A 17,060-nucleotide genomic window follows, 5' to 3' on the forward strand; every position below is an offset into this window, starting at 1 on the left:
GGACCTGATGTCCCTTCTCTCCCGCTTGCACACCGCGCTGCTTGCCGGCTTCCTGGCGTTGCTGCTGGTGGTGCCGTGGACCTATTACGCGGTGCCGCTGTTGGCGGCGGTACTGGTGCCCTGGGCGCTGGCGCGGCCCGCCGTGGCGCCGGCGCCGGATCGTGAGGATGGGCTTTGCCTGGCGGCGCTGCTGGTGTTCGGCGGGCTATGGTGCCTGGACGTGTGGCGCACCGGCTCCTGGCCGGTGGGGGAGGGCAACCAGGGCCTGTTCCTGCCGTTGTGGCCGTTTCTGGCGGCCTGGGTGGGGCTGGCCTGGCGGCGCGGGCCGCCGTCCGCCAACGGGCTTTGGGTGGGCGCCGCCCTGGGCGCGGCGCTGGCCGGCGGCATCGCTGGCTACGAGTTCGGCTGGCTGGGCCGGCACCGGGCCGACAGCGGCATTAACGCGATTCCTTTCGGCAACCTGGCGTTGTTGTTCGGCGGCCTTTCCCTGGTGGCTTTCCTGGCGCGGGGGCGCCGCCGTGGCTGGTTTCTGCTGGCCGGGGTATTGGGCGTGCTGGCGTCGGTGTTTTCCGGTACCCGGGGAGGCTGGGTGGTGTTCCCCCTGTTGTTGGCGGTGTTGGCCTGGGCGTTCGGCGAGGGCCTGCCGCGTCGCCGGCTGTGGCCGTTGGCGGGCGTGCTGGCCGCGCTGCTGATCGGTGGCGCGCTGTTGCCGCAAAGTGGCGTGCGTGAACGGGTGGATCAGGCCGTGGACAACCTGCAGGACTATGCCCGGGGTGACGCCGCGTCGTCGTTGGGGGCGCGGCTGGACATGTGGCGGGCCGGGCTGCGGCTGTTCGCGGAGCGGCCGGTACTGGGCTGGGGCGAGGGCCGGCTGGAGGCGCGCCGCGATCAATGGGTGGCGCGCGGTCAGTATTACGCGGGCATCAGCCGCTATGACCAGCTGCACAATGATTTGATCGATACCGCCGCCCGCCGTGGTCTGGTGGGGCTGGCGTCGTTGCTGGCGCTGTATGGCGTGCCGTTCGCGCTGTTCGCCCGGCACCTGCGCCGCCGCCAGGATCGGCGTGGGCGGGCCCTGGCGGCGGCGGGCTTGATGGTGATCACCGCCTTCGTGGGTTTCGGGCTAAGTCAGTCGATGCTGCGTGATGTGCGCGGGTTGTCCTGTTATCTGGGACTGTTGGTGGCTTGTTGGTGCCTGCTCAAGTCCACCGCGCCGGACCGTTCCCCCCCCCAATTGGGGGATGACGTCCCGGTGAATACTTCATCAATATCTGGTAACGTGATGTTCATCAAAAAACGCTACATCTCTCTCCTCCGGCTTCACGACAAGGAAAGGTCGTAATGTCTTCTTTTTCGGAACACCGGCTGCTGAACGCGGTTCTGGACAGCGCCCGCTGGCAGAAGCGCGCCATCATGCTGGCAGTGGATGGTCTGGGCCTGCCGCTGATGTTGTGGGCGGCCTACGCGTTGCGTTTCAGCACCCTGGACGTGGCCATCGAGCCCTGGTGGTTGCTGCCCGGCGCCGTGCTGATCTCTCTTGCCTGCCTGTACATTTGCGGTTTCTACCGATCGATCGTGCGTTACCTGGGCGCCGAGGCGGTGTGGTCCATCGTGTTCGGCATGGGCGCCGCCGTGGTCACCCTGGCGGGCATGGCCTACATGATGAACCTGGAAGTGCCGCGCTCGGTGTTCGTGATTTTCTGGGTGCTGTCGGTGTTGTACCTGGGGGCCAGCCGCTTCGTGGCCCGGCGGGTGCTGTTCCGGCTGGTGTCCGGTTACTTCAACCGCGAGCCGGTGGCCATATACGGGGCCGGCGCCGCAGGTGGCCAACTGGCCGCCGCCTTGCAGTCCGCCGGCGAGCTGCGCCCGGTGCTGATCGTCGACGACGAGCCGGGCAAGCAGAACATGCTGCTCTCCGGCGTGCCGGTAAGCGGGCGTGGGCGGCTGGCGGAGATGGTCCGCGAGGGCAGGGTGCGCACCGTGCTGCTGGCCATGCCTTCCATGCCGCGCCACCGGCGCATGGCGCTGGTCACCTGGCTGGAGAAGCTTGGCGTGCGGGTGCAGACCGTGCCCAGTTTCGTGGACATCGCCAGTGGCCGGGCGCGCCTGGAGGAAATCAAGGACGTGGCCATCGAGGATCTGCTCGGCCGTGATCCGGTGCCGCCCCGGCGGGATCTGCTCAGCCGCTGTATCGCCGGTAAGAACGTGCTGGTTACCGGGGCCGGCGGGTCCATCGGCTCGGAGCTGTGCCGGCAGATCATCAAGCTGGGGCCCTCTTCCCTGGTGCTGCTGGAGCAGAGCGAGGTGGCGCTCTACGACATCGAACGCGAGCTCAAGGCGGCGCTGCGTGCCGCCGACCTGGACATTCCCATCGTGCCGATGCTGGGTTCGGTGGTGAACCGGGGCTACGTGAAGCGCCTGTGCGAGAACCACGCCATCGACACCCTTTACCACGCCGCCGCCTACAAGCATGTGCCGATCGTCGAGGGCAACCCGGCCGCCGGCGTGCGCAATAATATTCTCGGTACCCTGGAAACCGCCCAGGGCGCGGAAGCCGCCGGGGTGAAGCATTTCATTCTGATTTCCACCGACAAGGCGGTGCGGCCCACCAACGTAATGGGCGCCACCAAGCGGTTCGCGGAAATGGTGCTGCAGGCGATGGCCGCCAAGGGCAGCGCCACGGTGTTCTCCATGGTGCGCTTCGGCAACGTCCTGGGCTCGTCGGGCTCGGTGGTGCCGCTGTTCCGCGACCAGATCGCGCGGGGCGGGCCGGTGACCGTGACCCACCCGGATGTGATCCGTTACTTCATGACCATTCCGGAGGCTTCGCAACTGGTGATCCAGGCCGGTGCCATGGCGCGGGGTGGGGAAGTGTTCGTGCTGGACATGGGCGAGCCGGTGCGCATCGTCGATCTGGCTTACACGCTGATCCGCCTGATGGGGCTCACGGTGCGTGACGAGAGTAACCCGGAAGGCGACATCGAGGTGGCCTTCACCGGCCTGCGCCCTGGCGAGAAGTTGTACGAAGAGCTGCTGATCGGCGAGTGCAGCACCCACACCGAGCATGAAATGATCATGCAGGCGAGCGAGGAAATGCTCGACCTGGAGGAGATGCTGCGCGCGCTGGAGGCGTTCCGGGGCGCCCTGGAGCGTGGCGACAGCGAGGGCATCAAGGCGCTGCTGCGCGCCTACGTCAACGGCTACATGCCCCGCCTGCCCGGCGACGAACCCGGCCCGCCCAGGAAGAGCCACACGCCGCTGCGTGAAACCGCCACCCTGGGCATGGCGCGGCCCGGCGACGCGGCCTCCATCGACAATACGCCCGGGTCCGTGCACTGACGCATGCCGCGTCCCGGCTCTCCCACCTGGCGTTGCCTGTGCCTGCTGTGCTGGGTGGTGGGCCTGGTCGGCATCTTCGCGCCACAGAGCACGGTGCGCCCGGTGGCGGAGCTGGGGCCGGACGTGTTGCTGCACGCCCTGGCCCTGGCCGCCATGGCCGGCACCGCCCGGCTGGCCTTGCCGGGGGCGCCGGCACGCTGGTTCTGGCCCTTGCTGCTGCTGATCGCGATTAACCTCGAGGTGTTTCAGCACCTGATTCAACCGTCCCGTTTTTTCAGTGTGTACGACCTGGTCGCCAACCTTGTGGGGGTGGGCCTGGCGGCCCTGGCGCTTGTCGTGCTCACGCGATTTTTCCGCTTTTCTGATAACTAAAAAATCTTCCTTCCTTTTTTTCTTTTCTGGGGTGTGTGATATGCAATTGATCGACCTCCTGGAGGGCGTGACGTTTATGCGTACGTCCTTCCACGGCGATGTGTTTCTGGATTGGCTGAAACAGGCCAAGGAAAAACCCAGCCTGATGGCCCTGATCAGCGGTTGCCTGCATCACCATGGGCCGGGCACCGATGCCGGTTGTGGCTGCACGGCGGCGACGCCGTTGTCCAGCTACCCGACCCCCTGCTTCATGGCCCTGGTTCGCTCCCAGGTGCTGCTGGCGGAGCTCGATCTGGGGCTGCCCTATCTGGAAGCCCACGCCGCCAACTATCTTCGCCGCCCCGGTCAGGACATCGAACAGGCTTTTATCGAGTGGCGCCACGAACGCCTGCGCGCCGGCCTGGCAACCCTCACCGGCTGGTGCGCCGCCCTGCATCAGACCGTGCTCACTCTCCCGTGCGAGGATTTCCCCATCAGCCGGGTTCAGGAACGCGACCTCGCCATCCTCAAACGTCTCAACGACATGGCTGCCTGATAACCTTTCTTGTTGCGATTCGTTTTTCTTTTATTGGTCCAATAACCCTTTGAATTTATTGAAAAAAATAAACAATGGGCTGGTAAGTCGCGGCGGCTGGAGGCATACTGCGCGGGTTTTCGGTTATCCGTGATTCGAGGAGTGTTCCATGAAAGGCCATCCGGACGTGATCGAGTGCTTGCGGGATCTGCTGCGCGGTGAACTGGCCGCCCGGGACCAGTATTTCCTGCATTCGCGCCAGTACGAGGACCAGGGCTACCAGCGTCTGTACGAGCGCATCAACCATGAGATGCAGGAAGAGACGGAGCACGCGGATGCCATTCTGCGCCGGCTGCTGTTTCTGGAAGGGGAGCCGGACATGACGCCCCACGCCATTGATCCGGGCCGCACTCTGATCGAGATGCTGGAATCGGACCTGCGCCTGGAGTACCAGGTGCGCGAGAACCTGGCCAACGCCATCGCGCTGTGCGAATCGGTGCGCGACTACGTGACCCGCGACATGCTGCGCCAGCAGCTTGAGGACACCGAGGAGGATCACACCCACTGGCTGGAGCAGCAGTTGCGGTTGATCAAGCACATCGGCGAGCAGAATTACCGGCAGTCGCAGATCTCCTGATCCGCTATTCCGCGAAGGCCAAGAAAAAGGCGCCCCAAGGGGCGCCTTTTTTGTTCGACACGATGGAGAATCGGTCGATGGGTCGGCGGTGCTCCCTTCCCTGCTGAGTCATGGACGCGCGACCTTAAGAGACTGCCGGGGGAGGGCGCCGGCGGCAATTGATAAAGGGAAATAATTTGTATACCGCCTGTTCACATGAAAAGGCGCCAGGAAGTGAGGCTCATGATATGCTCACGCCCGACTCACAACCTTAGGGTCAAGCTAGTAGCTTGATTCCCATGGGTTATATGTCACGTTTTTTCTGTGGCATTTGATCCATAGCAAAGGTTAATTCATGTAACCGGCGTTATGAATTGGTTAACGTGTGTACAACTACGGTGCTTTTCTGTAGGCTCTCGACCGTGAGCAAAATGTGAGCTATATCACAGTTTTTTCACTGTACCTGGCTGGCGGACTGAAAACGCAATGAACAGACAATATGACGAACAGGACGGTTTCAGGAGGAAAGCGGGGGAAAGGGATTTCAAAATCAGACCGGTAAGCGGCCGTCCTTCCCAAGCGGAAAGCGCGGCGCCCCGGGCATCCGGATGGACACTGCTGGATCAGGTGGCGGGTGGCGAGGGTGGGGACCCCGCTCCCAGTCCGCAGGTTCAGCACCGTGAGGAGCCGGCGCCGATGACGTCGCCGGCACCGATGGCCGCCGCCGAGCCGGCGCGGCCCCGGTTTCGTTCGCTGCTCTCGCGAGCCGCGGAGGAGGCCTCAACGGAGACGGTGGAAAATGCTTACAATGGCACGCCATTGAAAGCGCTGCTGCGGCGTATCGCCGAGCGGCAAGCCGTCAACCGTCCATTCGGAACCGATGCATGGCGCTGATTTCCGTTGATTCTCCCAAGGGTGGCGTGGGTAAGACTACTTGCGCCGCCAACCTGGCATACGGCATTCGCCGTCTCGGCTACCGGGTCGCGGTCATCGACTTCGACGCGCAGAACGCTTTGCGTCTGCATTTCGGGGTGTCGCTGACCGATGGCGCGGGCTATGTGCATTCCGCCGTGGACCAGGATGACTGGCGCCCGCTGGCCCGTTCCGTGGGGGATGGCATTCAGTTGCTGCCCTATGGCGAGGTGCCGCGTTTCGAGCGCCAGGTGTTTGATCGTGCGCTGGAAGAGCCCGGCTTTCTGAACCGCCCTCTGGGCTCCCTGGCCTCGACGCCGGGGACCGTGGTGATCGCCGACTTGCCGCCGGGGGATTCCAGCGCGCTGTGGGCGGTGAGCCGGCTGGCGGATCTGCGCATCACCGTGTTGCTGGCGGATTCAGCCTCTCTGTCGCTGCTGCCGCGGGTGGAATCCGGGGACTTCTTCCCGGAAGACGTGCCCGCCGGCAGCCGTCACGGGTTCATCCTCAACCAGGTGGACCCGCGCCAGCGTTTGAATACGGAAGTAAAGGAAATCATGGAACGGCGGCACGGTTCGGAACTCCTTGGCGAGATTCACCGTGATGAGGCCTTTCCCGAAGCCAACGCCCGGCAGCGCTCGGTGTTCGAGCAGGCGCCCCATTCCCGGGGCGCGGCCGACATGAAGCAGTGCGTGAACCGGGTACTACAACAATTGGCGGAAATCGGCGGCACCGCGGTGGAGGTGCCGGGCGGCGCTTCTTGAGGGGTTTTGATGGCGACAATTTCGGAGCGGCGTGGGGGTCTCCTGCGCGGGCGGATCATGCTTGTGTTGGCGCTGTTGCTCGCCATTCCACCTCTTTTTCTGTTCATCACCACCCCCATGGACGCCGAGCACCAGATGGCGCTCGGCATCGCCGGCGCCGTTCTGGCGATTCTGGCGCACCGGCTTAGCAACCCGGGTTCGCGGCGCGCCTCCCTGGGGCTGATCCTGCTGTCCATGGTGGTCTCCACCCGCTACCTCTATTGGCGCACCACCGAGACCCTGGTGTTCCAGACCGGCTTTGAATACGTGCTCGGTTATGGCCTGTTCGCCGCCGAGCTCTATGCCTGGACGATTATGTTCTTCGGCTACATCCAGACGCTTTTCCCGCTGGAGCGCCCGATCACGCCGATGCCGGAGAACATGGACGACTGGCCCACCGTGGACGTTTACATCCCCACCTATAACGAAGACCTGTCGGTGGTGATGGACACCGTGCTGGCCGCCCAGGAACTGGAATACCCGGCGGACAAGATGAAGATCTATCTGCTGGACGACGGTGGCCGGCAGGCGTTCGCCGCCTTCGCCGCCCGCGCCGGGGTGGGCTACATCGCCCGCGAGGAACACAACCACGCCAAGGCCGGCAACCTGAACAACGCCATGGGGCTCACCGACGGTGAGCTGATCTGCGTGTTCGACTGCGACCACATTCCCACCACCGGTTTCCTGCAGAGCACCGTGGGCGGTTTTTGCACCGACCCGGGCCTGTCCATGCTGCAGACCCCGCACTACTTCTATTCCCAGGACCCGTTCGAGCGCAACCTGGCGGTGGGCGATGACCTGCCCCGGGAAGGCGAGCTGTTCTACGGGCCGGTGCAAAAGGGCAACGACTTCTGGAACGCCACCTTCTTCTGCGGCTCCTGCGCGGTGATTCGCCGTGCCGCCCTGGACGAAGTGGAAGGCTTCGCCGTGGAGACCGTTACCGAGGACGCCCACACCGCCCTGAAGATGCAGCGCAAGGGCTGGCGTACCGCCTTCCTGGGCCTGCCGCTGGCCGCCGGGCTGGCCACCGAGCGGCTGTCGCTGCACATTGGCCAGCGGGCCCGTTGGGCGCGGGGCATGACGCAGATTCTGCGCCTGGACAACCCCTTGCTGGGGCGCGGCCTGACCCTGGCCCAGCGGCTGTGCTACCTGAACGCGGCGCTGCATTTCATGTTCCCGTTGCCGCGCGTGGTGTTCCTCACCGCTCCCCTGGCGTATCTGCTGATCGGCCAGAACATCATCGCCTCCTCGGCGCAGATGATCCTGGCCTACGCGCTGCCGCACCTGTTCCACGCCATCTACACCAACTCCCGGTTGAATGGCCGCTACCGGCACACTCTGTGGGGCGAGATCTACGAATCGTCGTTGTGCTTCCACCTGGTGAAGCCGACCCTGGTGACCTTCTTCAACCCCCGGCGCGGCAAGTTCAACGTGACCGAGAAAGGCGGCCTGCTCAACGAGACCTTCTTCGACGTGGACCCGGTGAAACCGCACCTGGTGGTGGCCTTCCTGTTGATGGCCGGGCTCGGCTGGGGCGTGGTACGCCTGTTCTGGCACGAATACTACGGGGTGCAGCCGGACGTCATGGCGCTGAACCTGTTCTGGGGCGGCTTCAGCCTGTTCATTCTGTTCGCCACCATCGCCGTGGCCCGGGAGCGCCGCCAGGTGCGTGGCTCGGTGCGCGTTAATCTGGATCTGCCGGCCACTCTCTATATGGTGGAGGGCCACACCCTGGCCACCCGCACGGTGGACATTTCCATGACCGGGGCGCGGGTGCGCAACCCGGGCGGCGAGCTGCCGGACCACGCGGTGGAGTTTCTCGAGGTGGGCATGAACGGCCGCACCGTGCTGCTGCCGGCGGAGACCATGGGCGGCGACCGGCGCTACCTGCGCCTGCGTCTTGGCGAGCTGGACATCAACCAGCGCCGTCAACTGGTGCGTATCGTGATGGGCCGGGCGGACGCCTGGCTGGCCGATGGCGAACGCCGTCAGGATCATCCCTTGAAGGCGTTCTGGCCGGTGCTGCGCTGCGTGCTGGGCCTGTTCCTGCCGGACCTGATGTCCCGGGACGCGGAGGAGCGCGAGGCCAACCGGGTATTCCACCAGGGCAAGCTGTGGCGCTGGATCATCCCCACCGCCATGTTGTTCCTGGTGGCGGTGCTGGTGCTGCTGGCGGTGCGCCCGGCCATGGCCCAGGCCCAGGTGGAGGCGGTGCCGATCAGCGAACTGGCGCGGCCGGTGCCGACGTCGGCCAAGGAGATGACCCTGGCGCAGCTTGGTCTGCCTGATGGACTGTCGCTCACCGGCGACGGGTCCCAGGCCGGGGTGGGCGTGTCCCTGCCCGCCGACGAAGTGGTGGTGGGGGCACGCATGAAGCTGCGTTTGCGCCACGATCCGGCCCTGGCCAACGGCAACGGCGAGCTGGTGGTCAACATGAACGGCGAGCCGGTGCAGCGTTTGATTCTGCGCGAGGGCGACGGCGAAGCGCACGACTACGAATTCGACATCAACCCTTCCCTGTTGGTGGACCACAACCGCCTCGGCTTCCGGCTGTACGGCATCGCCGACCAGACCTGCCCGAACCCGCTGGACCCCCGGGTGCACGCCGAGATCCTGCCCGGCAGCACCCTGCACCTGGCGGTGGAAGGCCTGCCCCTGGCCAACCGGCTGGATCTGCTGCCGGTGCCGTTCTTCGATCCGGATGCCTCCGGCCCGGTGACCGTGCGCCTGGCGCTGCCCAGCCCGGACGACCAGGATCAGGTGCAGGCCGCCGCGCTGATCAGTTCCTGGATCGGTTCGCTCAGCCGCTACCGGGAGGTGAGCTGGTCCGTGGACACCAACCTGCCCGACGGCCACGCCGTGGTGTTCACCACCAACGATGACCCCATGCCCGGCCTGCCGCCTGCGGCGCCCGTCACCGAGCCGGTCATCCGCATGGACGACAACCCCGGCGGTGGCAAGCTGCTGGTGATCGAAGCCCCGGACAGCGCCGGCCTGGTGCAGGCGGCGCGTTTCCTGATGCACCCGAAAACGCCGCCCTATGGCCGTAGCATGGTGGCGGAACCGGTGTCGACTCCGGTCAGCCGCCCCTACGACGCGCCACGCTGGAACGCCGGCGACGCGGTGCCCCTGCGTCTCGGGGATCTGGTCGAGCCGGACCAGTTGCGTGTCAACGGCATTACCCCCGCGTTGATCCGGGTGCCGTTCCGGGTGGCGCCGGACCTGGATCTGTGGCCCGGTGACACGGTACCACTGCGCATTCGCTACCGGTTCCCGGACGGCGAATGGCTGGACGCCGACAAATCGCGCCTGGACGTGGCGCTCAATGGCCAGTACCTGGGTTCACTGCCGGTGACCCGGCGCGGCCTGTTCGAGCACCTCTGGGGCCTGGTGGCCGGGCCGTTGCGTCAGGAGCAGGCGGTGCTGCCGGTGCCGCCGTCGCTGATCCACGGCCAGAACGAACTGACCTTCTATTTCAACCTGCGCTATCACTTTGACGATCCGTGCACCGTGACCCTGCCCACGGACGTGGTCAGCCAGGTGTACCCGGATTCCACCCTGGACCTCACCGACACCTGGCACCTGGCGGAGGTGCCGGAGCTGCGGCCGTTCCTGGCCGCCGGTTACCCCTTCACGGTGCGCGCGGACCTGTCGGAAAGCGCTCTGGTGCTGCCGGAGAAACCGTCCCTGTCGGCCCTCGATGGCGCCTTTACGTTGCTGTCCCGGTTCGCCGAAAGCACCGGGGTGACCGGTGACAAGCTGGCCGTGGTGCTTGGCCGCGATGGCCTTCGCAGTGTGGCGGATCGCCACTGGCTGGCGCTCACGTCTCTGGATGATCCATTGGCGCGCACCCTGTTGCAGCCGCCGTATTACTTCTACGAAAACCGCCTGCGGGTGCACCCGCCGGGGCTGTGGGAACGACTCAAGCTATGGGCCCTGTACGGCGACAATCTGGAACGTGACGAGGCCGACCGGGCCTTGAGCAGCCGCTCCCGGGTGCAGGCCCTGGTGGCCGCGCACTCGCCGCTGAACAACCAGCGTGAAATGGTGTTGCTGGCCACCAACGAGGCCAGCATGCTGGCATCACTGGCAGCGGAGCTGGGCGACGAGAAGGTGCGCGCCGAGGTGGGCGAGGACCTGTCACTGCTGGACGACAAGGAAGAAATCCGCAACTTCCGAATCCACCCGGTGAGCCCGGACAGTGACAACAACTACATGACCATGGTGCGGTGGGTGCTGGGGCAGCGGCCGGATATTTTGCTGCTTTGCGCGCTGTTCGTACTGATCCTGATTGCCGGCACCATGGTGCCCTTGTTGCGCGCCCGGGCGGCGCGGCGCCTGAACGAACACGGGGAACGGAAAAAGCGATGAAAGCGAAGCGCTTCAATGGATGGCTGGCCGCCGGCCTGCTCGGCTCGGCGCTGCTGGCGCCGGTGGCGCCGGTCCTGGCCCAGGAAACCGACGCCTCGGTGCAGCGGCTGCTCGATCAGGCGGAGTTCTGGCGTGGCAACAACCGCCCGGATCTGGCCGCGGACACCCTGCAGCGGGTGCTCAACGCGGACCCGGACAACCCGGCGGCGCTCTATCAGATGGCGATGCTGGAGATGGACCGCGACCCGGCCGCCGCGCAACGCTACGCCGACCGTCTGCGCCGGGTGGCCCCGGACAGTGACTACGCGCGCCGCTTGGCCGAGCGCAACCGCCGCCAGGGGCTGGATTCGGACCTGCTGCGTGAAGCCCGGCGGCTGGCCGCCGCCGGCAACCCGAAGGGCGCCGTGGCCCGCTACGAAGAACTGTTCGGCGACCAGCCGCCGCCCGGCGACCTGGCGCTGGAGTATTACCAGACCCTGGCCGGCGTGGAAGACCGCCGGGCCGAGGCCCGGCGCGGCCTGGAAGACATGGCCGCCGCGCGCCCCGGTGACCGGCGCATTTCCCTGGCCCTGGGCAAGGTGCTGACCTACGACGGCGGCACCCGGTTGCGCGGCATCGAACGCCTGCGCGGCCTCTGGACGCAGAAGCAGGACAAGGAAGTGGCCGCCGCCTGGCGCCAGGGCTTGCTGTGGCTGCCCGATCAGCCCTCCAGCGTGGCGCCGTTGCGTGCTTACCTGGAGAGTTTCCCCGAGGACAATGGCGTAAAAGCCAAGCTGGTGCAGGCCAACGACCAGGCCACCGCCGAGCGCGGCCGTGGCTACCAGGCCCTGGACGCCGGTCGGGCCAGCAATGCGGAGCAGGCGTTCCGCGCCGCCCTCAAGGACAACCCCAACGACGCCGAGGCGCTGGCCGGCCTGGGCCTGGCGCAACTGCGCCGCGAGAAGTTCCAGGACGCCGAGCGCTCCCTGGAGCGGGCCATCAAGATGAAGCCGGCCAAGGCCGCCGACTGGCGCCCGGCGCTGCAGAGCGCCCGCTTTTATGGCCGTCTCGCCACCGCCCGGGCCGCCTACCAGGCCGGTAACCTGGACCAGGCATTCCAGACCGTGCGCCCGCTCACCGAGACCGCCGGCAACCAGGGCCGCGACGCCAAGCTGCTGCAGGGCGAGATTCTGCTCGCCCAGGACCGGCCCCAGGTGGCGGAAACCCTGTACCGGGGCCTGCTGGTGGAGCGCCCGGCGCTGACCGAGGCCCGCGGCGGGCTGGTGCGCGCGCTGCTCGCCCAGGGCCGCTATGACGAGGCCGACGAGGTGTTCGCCCAGTTGCCGGCGTCCGCCCGCGAGGATCTGGCCTACCTGCGCCAGCAGCGGGTCGATGCCCTGCGCACCCGGGGCGAGGAACTGCTCGCCGGTGGTCGCCCTGGAGCCGGCGAATCCGCCCTGCGTGAAGCCATGGCGCTGGCCCCGGACGATCCCTGGACCCGGCTGTCCCTGGCCCGCTTCTACGACGACCAGGGCCAGCCGCGCCGGGCGCGCGCCCTGATCGAGCCGCTGCTGGATGACAAGCCGGGCGTGGATGACCTGCGCGTGGCCGCCTTGCTGGCCGAAAAGCAGGAGCGTTGGGAAGACGCCGAGGCGCTGCTGGCCGGCATCCCCGCCGGCCAGCGCGACGATGCCATCGACGCCCTGGCGGAGCGGGTGCGTGGTGGCGCCCGGGTGGCGCGCCTGCGCCGGGTGCTCTCCGAAGGGGATTCCTGGCAGGTGGAAAACGCCCTGGACGATCTGTACCGCAACCCGCCCCAGGACCCGGGCGAGCTGGGTCAGGTGGCCACCTTGCTGGTGGACCAGGGCGAAGACGGCCTGGCCCTGGCCCTGGTGCGCCGGGATCTGGATTTGCACCTAAATGACAGCAACGCGGTGGAGCCGTTTCTGAACCACGCCTCGGTGCTGTCGCGCACCGGCAACCAGCGTGAAGCGCGGCGCCTGATGGCGCTGCTCGACCGCCGCGCCGGTGACGACCCCCAGGCCCGCGCGGCCCTGGGCCGTACCCGCGACCAGCTTCTGCTCGATCAGGTGGTGGCGCTGCGTGACCAGGACCAACTGGCCCAGGCCTACGACGTGCTGGTGGCGGAACTGGAACGGCGGCCCCAGGCGCCGGCGCTGCTCCATGAGCTGGGCAGCCTGTACCTGCAGGGCAAGCGCTATGAAGACGCCCGCCGGGTGTTCGAATGGCAGCTCGAGCGGGACCCTAATGACATCGTCGCCCGCCGTGGCGCGGTGGCTTCCGCCCTGGGCGCCGGCGACGCCGACCGCGCCGAGGAACTGTTGCGCCAGGTGGCGCCGCTGGAAGATGGCGAGCTGCTGCTGCTGGCGGCGCGCACCGCCGAGGCCCAGGGCGACAAGCGCCAGGCGCTGAAATTCGCCGAGCAGGCGGAGAACGCCGAGCGCGGCGACAGCCCGGTGATCGCCGGGGTGGTGAACCCGTTCCGGGGTGCCGGCCAGGCCCGTGACGATGGCCGCTGGGCGGCCTTCGGCGGCGGCGGTGGCGACAGCAAGGGCGCCGGTGTATGGCTGCCCGGCCAGACCGAAACCGCCGGGCGCTGGCAGCCCGATGGCGAGGCCCGTGCCTACCTGAACCGCTCCTACGACGCCGAGCCGGTGACCCCGACCCCCGCCAGCCCCTACCACGGTGGCGGCGACGAGCAGTGGGCCGGCGACTGGCGGCGCCCGGACGAAGTGGCGCGCATGCAGGATTATGGCTACGGTGGCGGTTCCGGCGGCGGTTCCGGCGCCGGTGCCAGCAGCGCCCGCGCCGCCGCTCGCCAGGAAGCGCCCAAGCCGGCGCCCAGCCGCGAGCGGCTGGTGCGCATCGACGATCTGCAGGGTGATCTGCGCCAGGCGCTGTCGCCGAAGGGGCAGGGCGGTCTGTCGCTGCGCTTCCGCGACGGCGAATCCGGCCTTAGCCAGCTCACCGAGGTGCGCGGCGACATCGGCCTGTCCGGGGTGCCGTTCGGCGGCGGCCGCTTCACCGCCACCGCCTCCCCGGTGTACCTGAACGCCGGCACCCTCAGCGAGGACGCCGGTCGTCGCTTCGGCTCCACCGGCGCCACCTCCGACGCCGCCGAGGCGGTGGTGGAGCAGCTCAGCGGGGTCGGTGATCTGATCGATGAAATCGACGAGTTCGCCGATGACGTGGACGCCGCCCAGGGTGCCTTCGACACCGCCGACACCCAGCTCGGCGCCGCGCAAAGCAGCGTCGATACCGCCGAAACCAACCTGGCCGATGCCCAGCAGGAACTGCTCGACGCGGACGACCCCACCGATGAGGAACTGGCGGCCCTGCAAGCGGCGGTGGATACCCGCCAGACCCAGCTCGACCAGGCCGAGGAAACCCTCAACCAGCGTCAGAGCCAGTATGACCAGGCGGAAAATGATCTGACGGACGCCGAGGACGTGTTCGGCACCAACGTGACCCGCAACGTGCTGTTCGAATCCGGCATCGACCTGGATGCGCTCAACACCGAGCAACGCCAGTTCGTCAACGAGTACCTGGAGCGCGAATTCGGCACCAGCGACTTCTCCCTGGAAGCGGACAACGTGGCCGACTACCGGGCGCGCAGCGCCGCCGTGCGGCAACTGGTCAACGACGTGGCCGCCCGTGCCGGCGCCTACCAGCGCGCCGCCGCCTCCGGCAACCAGACCGACTCCGGCCTGGCGGTGGCGTTCGGTTACCGCGAAGGTGGTTTCAGCGCCGACATCGGCAGCACCCCGTATGGCTTCGAGGTCACCAACCTGGTGGGCGGTATTACCTGGGCACCGGAAGTGGCGCCGAACACCAACTTCCGGGTCACCGCTCAGCGCCGCGCGGTCAAGGACAGCCTGTTGTCCTACGCCGGCGTCGAGGACCCGGCCACCGGCGACCGCTGGGGCGGCGTGACCCGCACCGGCGCCGAGCTGGGATTGTCCTACGATAACGGCGAGGTGGGCACCTACGGCGACCTGGGCTTCTACAGCTACCAGGGCCACAACGTGGACGACAACCAGGAAGCGTCGTTCAACCTGGGCGCCTACGTGAAGCCGATCAACCAGCGCTGGCGGCAGCTGCAGACCGGCGTGCACCTCAACTATCGCAGTTTCGATGAGAACCGGGGCCAGTTCACCTATGGGCATGGCGGTTACTTCAGCCCGCAGGATTATGTGAGCCTGGCCTTCCCGATCACCTATCAGGAAAGCTATAACAAGGTTACCTGGAACGCCCGTGTGTCACCGGGCTTCCAGAGTTACAGCGTGGAAGAAGCGCCGTATTTCCCGACTTTGGGGGGGCAACAGCAGTGGTTGGATATACTGGTCGACGCCGGCGTCGCTCCTGCGTCGTACTACGAAGCAGAGAGCGAGAGCGGCTTCGGGCTGAATCTGGGCGCGGGGCTCGATTATCAGTTGTCACCGGCGTTCAGCCTGGGCACCAGCCTCGGGTACGATACGTTCGGGGATTATTCGGAAACGTCAGCGATGATCAACCTGCTTTACACCATGGAGCCGTGATCATGGATAAGAAGAGCGCGCATCAGGCTCGCAGCCTGGAGTACTTCCGGGGGCGGCAATTCAACGGCCAGTGGCGACTGTTCATCACCGCTCTGGTGGAAGAACTCAACGCCAGTGCCGGCAGCGACGAGATGCTGGCGTTCTTTGGTCACCTGGGCGCCAAGATCGCCAGCGACCTGCCCATCGACGAGCAGGACACCCTGGAGGGCCTGGAGGCGGCGGCCAACCGCCGCTGGAACCAGCTCGACTGGGGCTGGTGCCAGTTTTACAGTGAATCGGACATGATCGTGATCGTGCACGATGCCTGGCCGCGCCTGGAAGGCACGGTAGGTGATACCTGGGCCGCCGCGTTGGCGGCGATGCTGGCCGGTGCCTACAACGCCTGGCTGCGCGACCAGGGCGGGGACGGCACCGTGGAGGTGCAGATACTCAAGGCCAATCAGGATGGGCCGCTGGAATTCTGCTATGGCTGTTGACGATGATGACGTCGCGAGAGCGCCATCGGCCGCTTTCGCCCTTGTGCTGGCCCTGGTCTGGCTGGCACTGAGCGTGATCGGGGTGGCGCGCGCCGCCGACCCGGGCTGGCGGGCTTACCAGGCCCGCTTCATCAGCGAAGAAGGCCGGGTAGTGGACACCGGCAACGGCAACATCAGCCACACCGAGGGCCAGGGCTGGGGCATGTTGATGGCGGTCTACTTCGACGACGCCGACCGCTTCGAGAAACTGTTCCGTTGGACCAACGACCACCTGCACCGCAAGGTGGACAATCTCTACACCTGGCGTTTCGAGCCGGACGCCGACCCCGCCACCGTGGACCGCAATAACGCCACCGACGGTGATCTGCTGATCGCCTGGGCCCTGGAACTGGCCGGGCGCAAGTGGAAAGAACCCCGTTACGTGGTCGCCTCCATCGATACCCGCAATGCCATCCGCCGTTATCTGATCGCCGAGTACGGCGGTTACCTGGTGCTGCTGCCGGCCCGGGACGGTTTTCGCAAGGATGGCTACGTGCAGTTGAATCTCTCCTACTGGGTGATGCCGGCGCTGGACTTTTTCGCGCGGCTGGAGCCGGACGGCCCCTGGCGGCGCCTGATGTACGATGGCGTGCGCTTGCTCAACGTGTCACGCTTCGGTAAACACCAACTACCACCGGACTGGCTGCGGCTGGACGACAACGGCAACGTAAGCCCGGCGACGGAGTGGCCTACCCGCTTCGGCTTCGAGGCGGTGCGCGTGCCGCTCTATATGTACTGGTGGGGGCTGGGCGCGATGCCGGCCCTGGACGGCGTGCGCCGCTTCTGGCTGCAACCGAAGCCGCCGGCCTGGGTGGACGTGATCAGCGAGGAAGAAGCGGAATACCCGCTGTCCGCCGGTGGCATGGCGGTACGTGCCCTGATCCAGGGGCGCGCCGGGCGCATTGCCCTGGTGCCGCCGCGCGCCGAGGATTATTACAGCGCCTCCCTGCAGATGCTCAGCCGGATCGCCGCCGCCCCGGCGCCATTGCTGATCGGCCAGGACGGTAAAAAACTGTAATTAGGCCGGCGGGCGCGACCCCGGTTCGGAACGCATCCGGGCTTCCTGGTTCCATACAGGGG

11 protein-coding genes are annotated in these 17,060 nt (G+C 66.8%); all 11 read left to right on the plus strand.

Annotated features, from left to right (window positions below; genetic code table 11):
• Positions 1–7 precede the first annotated feature (7 nt).
• Entirely contained in the window at positions 8–1,342 is a 1,335-nt protein-coding gene (locus JF515_RS03075) for an O-antigen ligase family protein (protein ID WP_203100905.1), read from the plus strand.
• Positions 1,342–3,339: a polysaccharide biosynthesis protein gene (locus JF515_RS03080; protein ID WP_238400809.1), complete on the plus strand. Its 1,998-nt coding sequence runs from the start codon at positions 1,342–1,344 to the stop codon at positions 3,337–3,339. Before JF515_RS03075 ends, JF515_RS03080 begins: the two co-directional genes overlap by 1 nt.
• Positions 3,340–3,342: 3 nt before the next feature.
• A complete protein-coding gene (locus tag JF515_RS03085; RefSeq protein ID WP_203100906.1) occupies positions 3,343–3,711 on the plus strand; it encodes a hypothetical protein in 369 nt (122 codons plus the stop codon).
• Positions 3,712–3,751: 40 nt separating this feature from the next.
• Positions 3,752–4,246, plus strand: coding sequence for a hypothetical protein (locus tag JF515_RS03090; protein ID WP_203100907.1), 495 nt, complete (start codon positions 3,752–3,754; stop codon positions 4,244–4,246).
• A gap of 148 nt (positions 4,247–4,394) precedes the next feature.
• Complete coding sequence (bfr, locus tag JF515_RS03095) at positions 4,395–4,862, plus strand: bacterioferritin (RefSeq protein ID WP_203100908.1); 468 nt, start codon at positions 4,395–4,397, stop codon at positions 4,860–4,862.
• Positions 4,863–5,327: 465 nt separating this feature from the next.
• A complete protein-coding gene (locus tag JF515_RS03100; RefSeq protein WP_203100909.1) occupies positions 5,328–5,735 on the plus strand; it encodes a hypothetical protein in 408 nt (135 codons plus the stop codon).
• The gene (gene bcsQ / locus JF515_RS03105) at positions 5,726–6,517 is read left to right on the plus strand and encodes a cellulose biosynthesis protein BcsQ (protein WP_203100910.1); all 792 of its coding nucleotides are present in this window, start codon (positions 5,726–5,728) and stop codon (positions 6,515–6,517) included. Before JF515_RS03100 ends, bcsQ begins: the two co-directional genes overlap by 10 nt.
• Before the next feature lie 57 nt (positions 6,518–6,574).
• Positions 6,575–10,927, plus strand: coding sequence for a UDP-forming cellulose synthase catalytic subunit (bcsA, locus tag JF515_RS03110; RefSeq protein WP_203100912.1), 4,353 nt, complete (start codon positions 6,575–6,577; stop codon positions 10,925–10,927).
• Positions 10,924–15,465: a cellulose synthase subunit BcsC-related outer membrane protein gene (locus JF515_RS03115; RefSeq protein WP_203100914.1), complete on the plus strand. Its 4,542-nt coding sequence runs from the start codon at positions 10,924–10,926 to the stop codon at positions 15,463–15,465. Before bcsA ends, JF515_RS03115 begins: the two co-directional genes overlap by 4 nt.
• A 2-nt stretch (positions 15,466–15,467) precedes the next feature.
• Positions 15,468–15,941 carry a cellulose biosynthesis protein BcsD gene (bcsD, locus tag JF515_RS03120; RefSeq protein WP_203100916.1) on the plus strand — a complete coding sequence of 158 codons (474 nt, stop codon included), beginning with the start codon at positions 15,468–15,470 and terminating at the stop codon, positions 15,939–15,941.
• Positions 15,931–16,998 (plus strand): glycosyl hydrolase family 8, encoded by a 1,068-nt coding sequence (locus JF515_RS03125; protein WP_203100918.1) that lies wholly within the window; start codon positions 15,931–15,933, stop codon positions 16,996–16,998. The genes bcsD and JF515_RS03125 overlap by 11 nt, the downstream gene beginning before the upstream one ends.
• Positions 16,999–17,060: the final 62 nt, after the last annotated feature.

This window comes from Alloalcanivorax marinus (genome assembly GCF_016785095.1).
In the GTDB taxonomy this organism is placed as follows: domain Bacteria; phylum Pseudomonadota; class Gammaproteobacteria; order Pseudomonadales; family Alcanivoracaceae; genus Alloalcanivorax; species Alloalcanivorax marinus_A.

Bases quoted from the DNA above. Each gene is read 5' to 3' on its own strand.
- JF515_RS03125 (WP_203100918.1), top strand. From the start codon at position 15,931: ATGGCTGTTGACGATGATGACGTCGCGAGAGCGCCATCGGCCGCTTTC.
- JF515_RS03100 (WP_203100909.1), top strand. From the start codon at position 5,328: ATGAACAGACAATATGACGAACAGGACGGTTTCAGGAGGAAAGCGGGG.
- JF515_RS03085 (WP_203100906.1), top strand. From the start codon at position 3,343: ATGCCGCGTCCCGGCTCTCCCACCTGGCGTTGCCTGTGCCTGCTGTGC.
- bcsD (WP_203100916.1), top strand. From the start codon at position 15,468: ATGGATAAGAAGAGCGCGCATCAGGCTCGCAGCCTGGAGTACTTCCGG.
- bcsQ (WP_203100910.1), top strand. From the start codon at position 5,726: ATGGCGCTGATTTCCGTTGATTCTCCCAAGGGTGGCGTGGGTAAGACT.
- bfr (WP_203100908.1), top strand. From the start codon at position 4,395: ATGAAAGGCCATCCGGACGTGATCGAGTGCTTGCGGGATCTGCTGCGC.
- JF515_RS03080 (WP_238400809.1), top strand. From the start codon at position 1,342: ATGTCTTCTTTTTCGGAACACCGGCTGCTGAACGCGGTTCTGGACAGC.
- JF515_RS03115 (WP_203100914.1), top strand. From the start codon at position 10,924: ATGAAAGCGAAGCGCTTCAATGGATGGCTGGCCGCCGGCCTGCTCGGC.
- JF515_RS03075 (WP_203100905.1), top strand. From the start codon at position 8: ATGTCCCTTCTCTCCCGCTTGCACACCGCGCTGCTTGCCGGCTTCCTG.
- JF515_RS03090 (WP_203100907.1), top strand. From the start codon at position 3,752: ATGCAATTGATCGACCTCCTGGAGGGCGTGACGTTTATGCGTACGTCC.
- bcsA (WP_203100912.1), top strand. From the start codon at position 6,575: ATGCTTGTGTTGGCGCTGTTGCTCGCCATTCCACCTCTTTTTCTGTTC.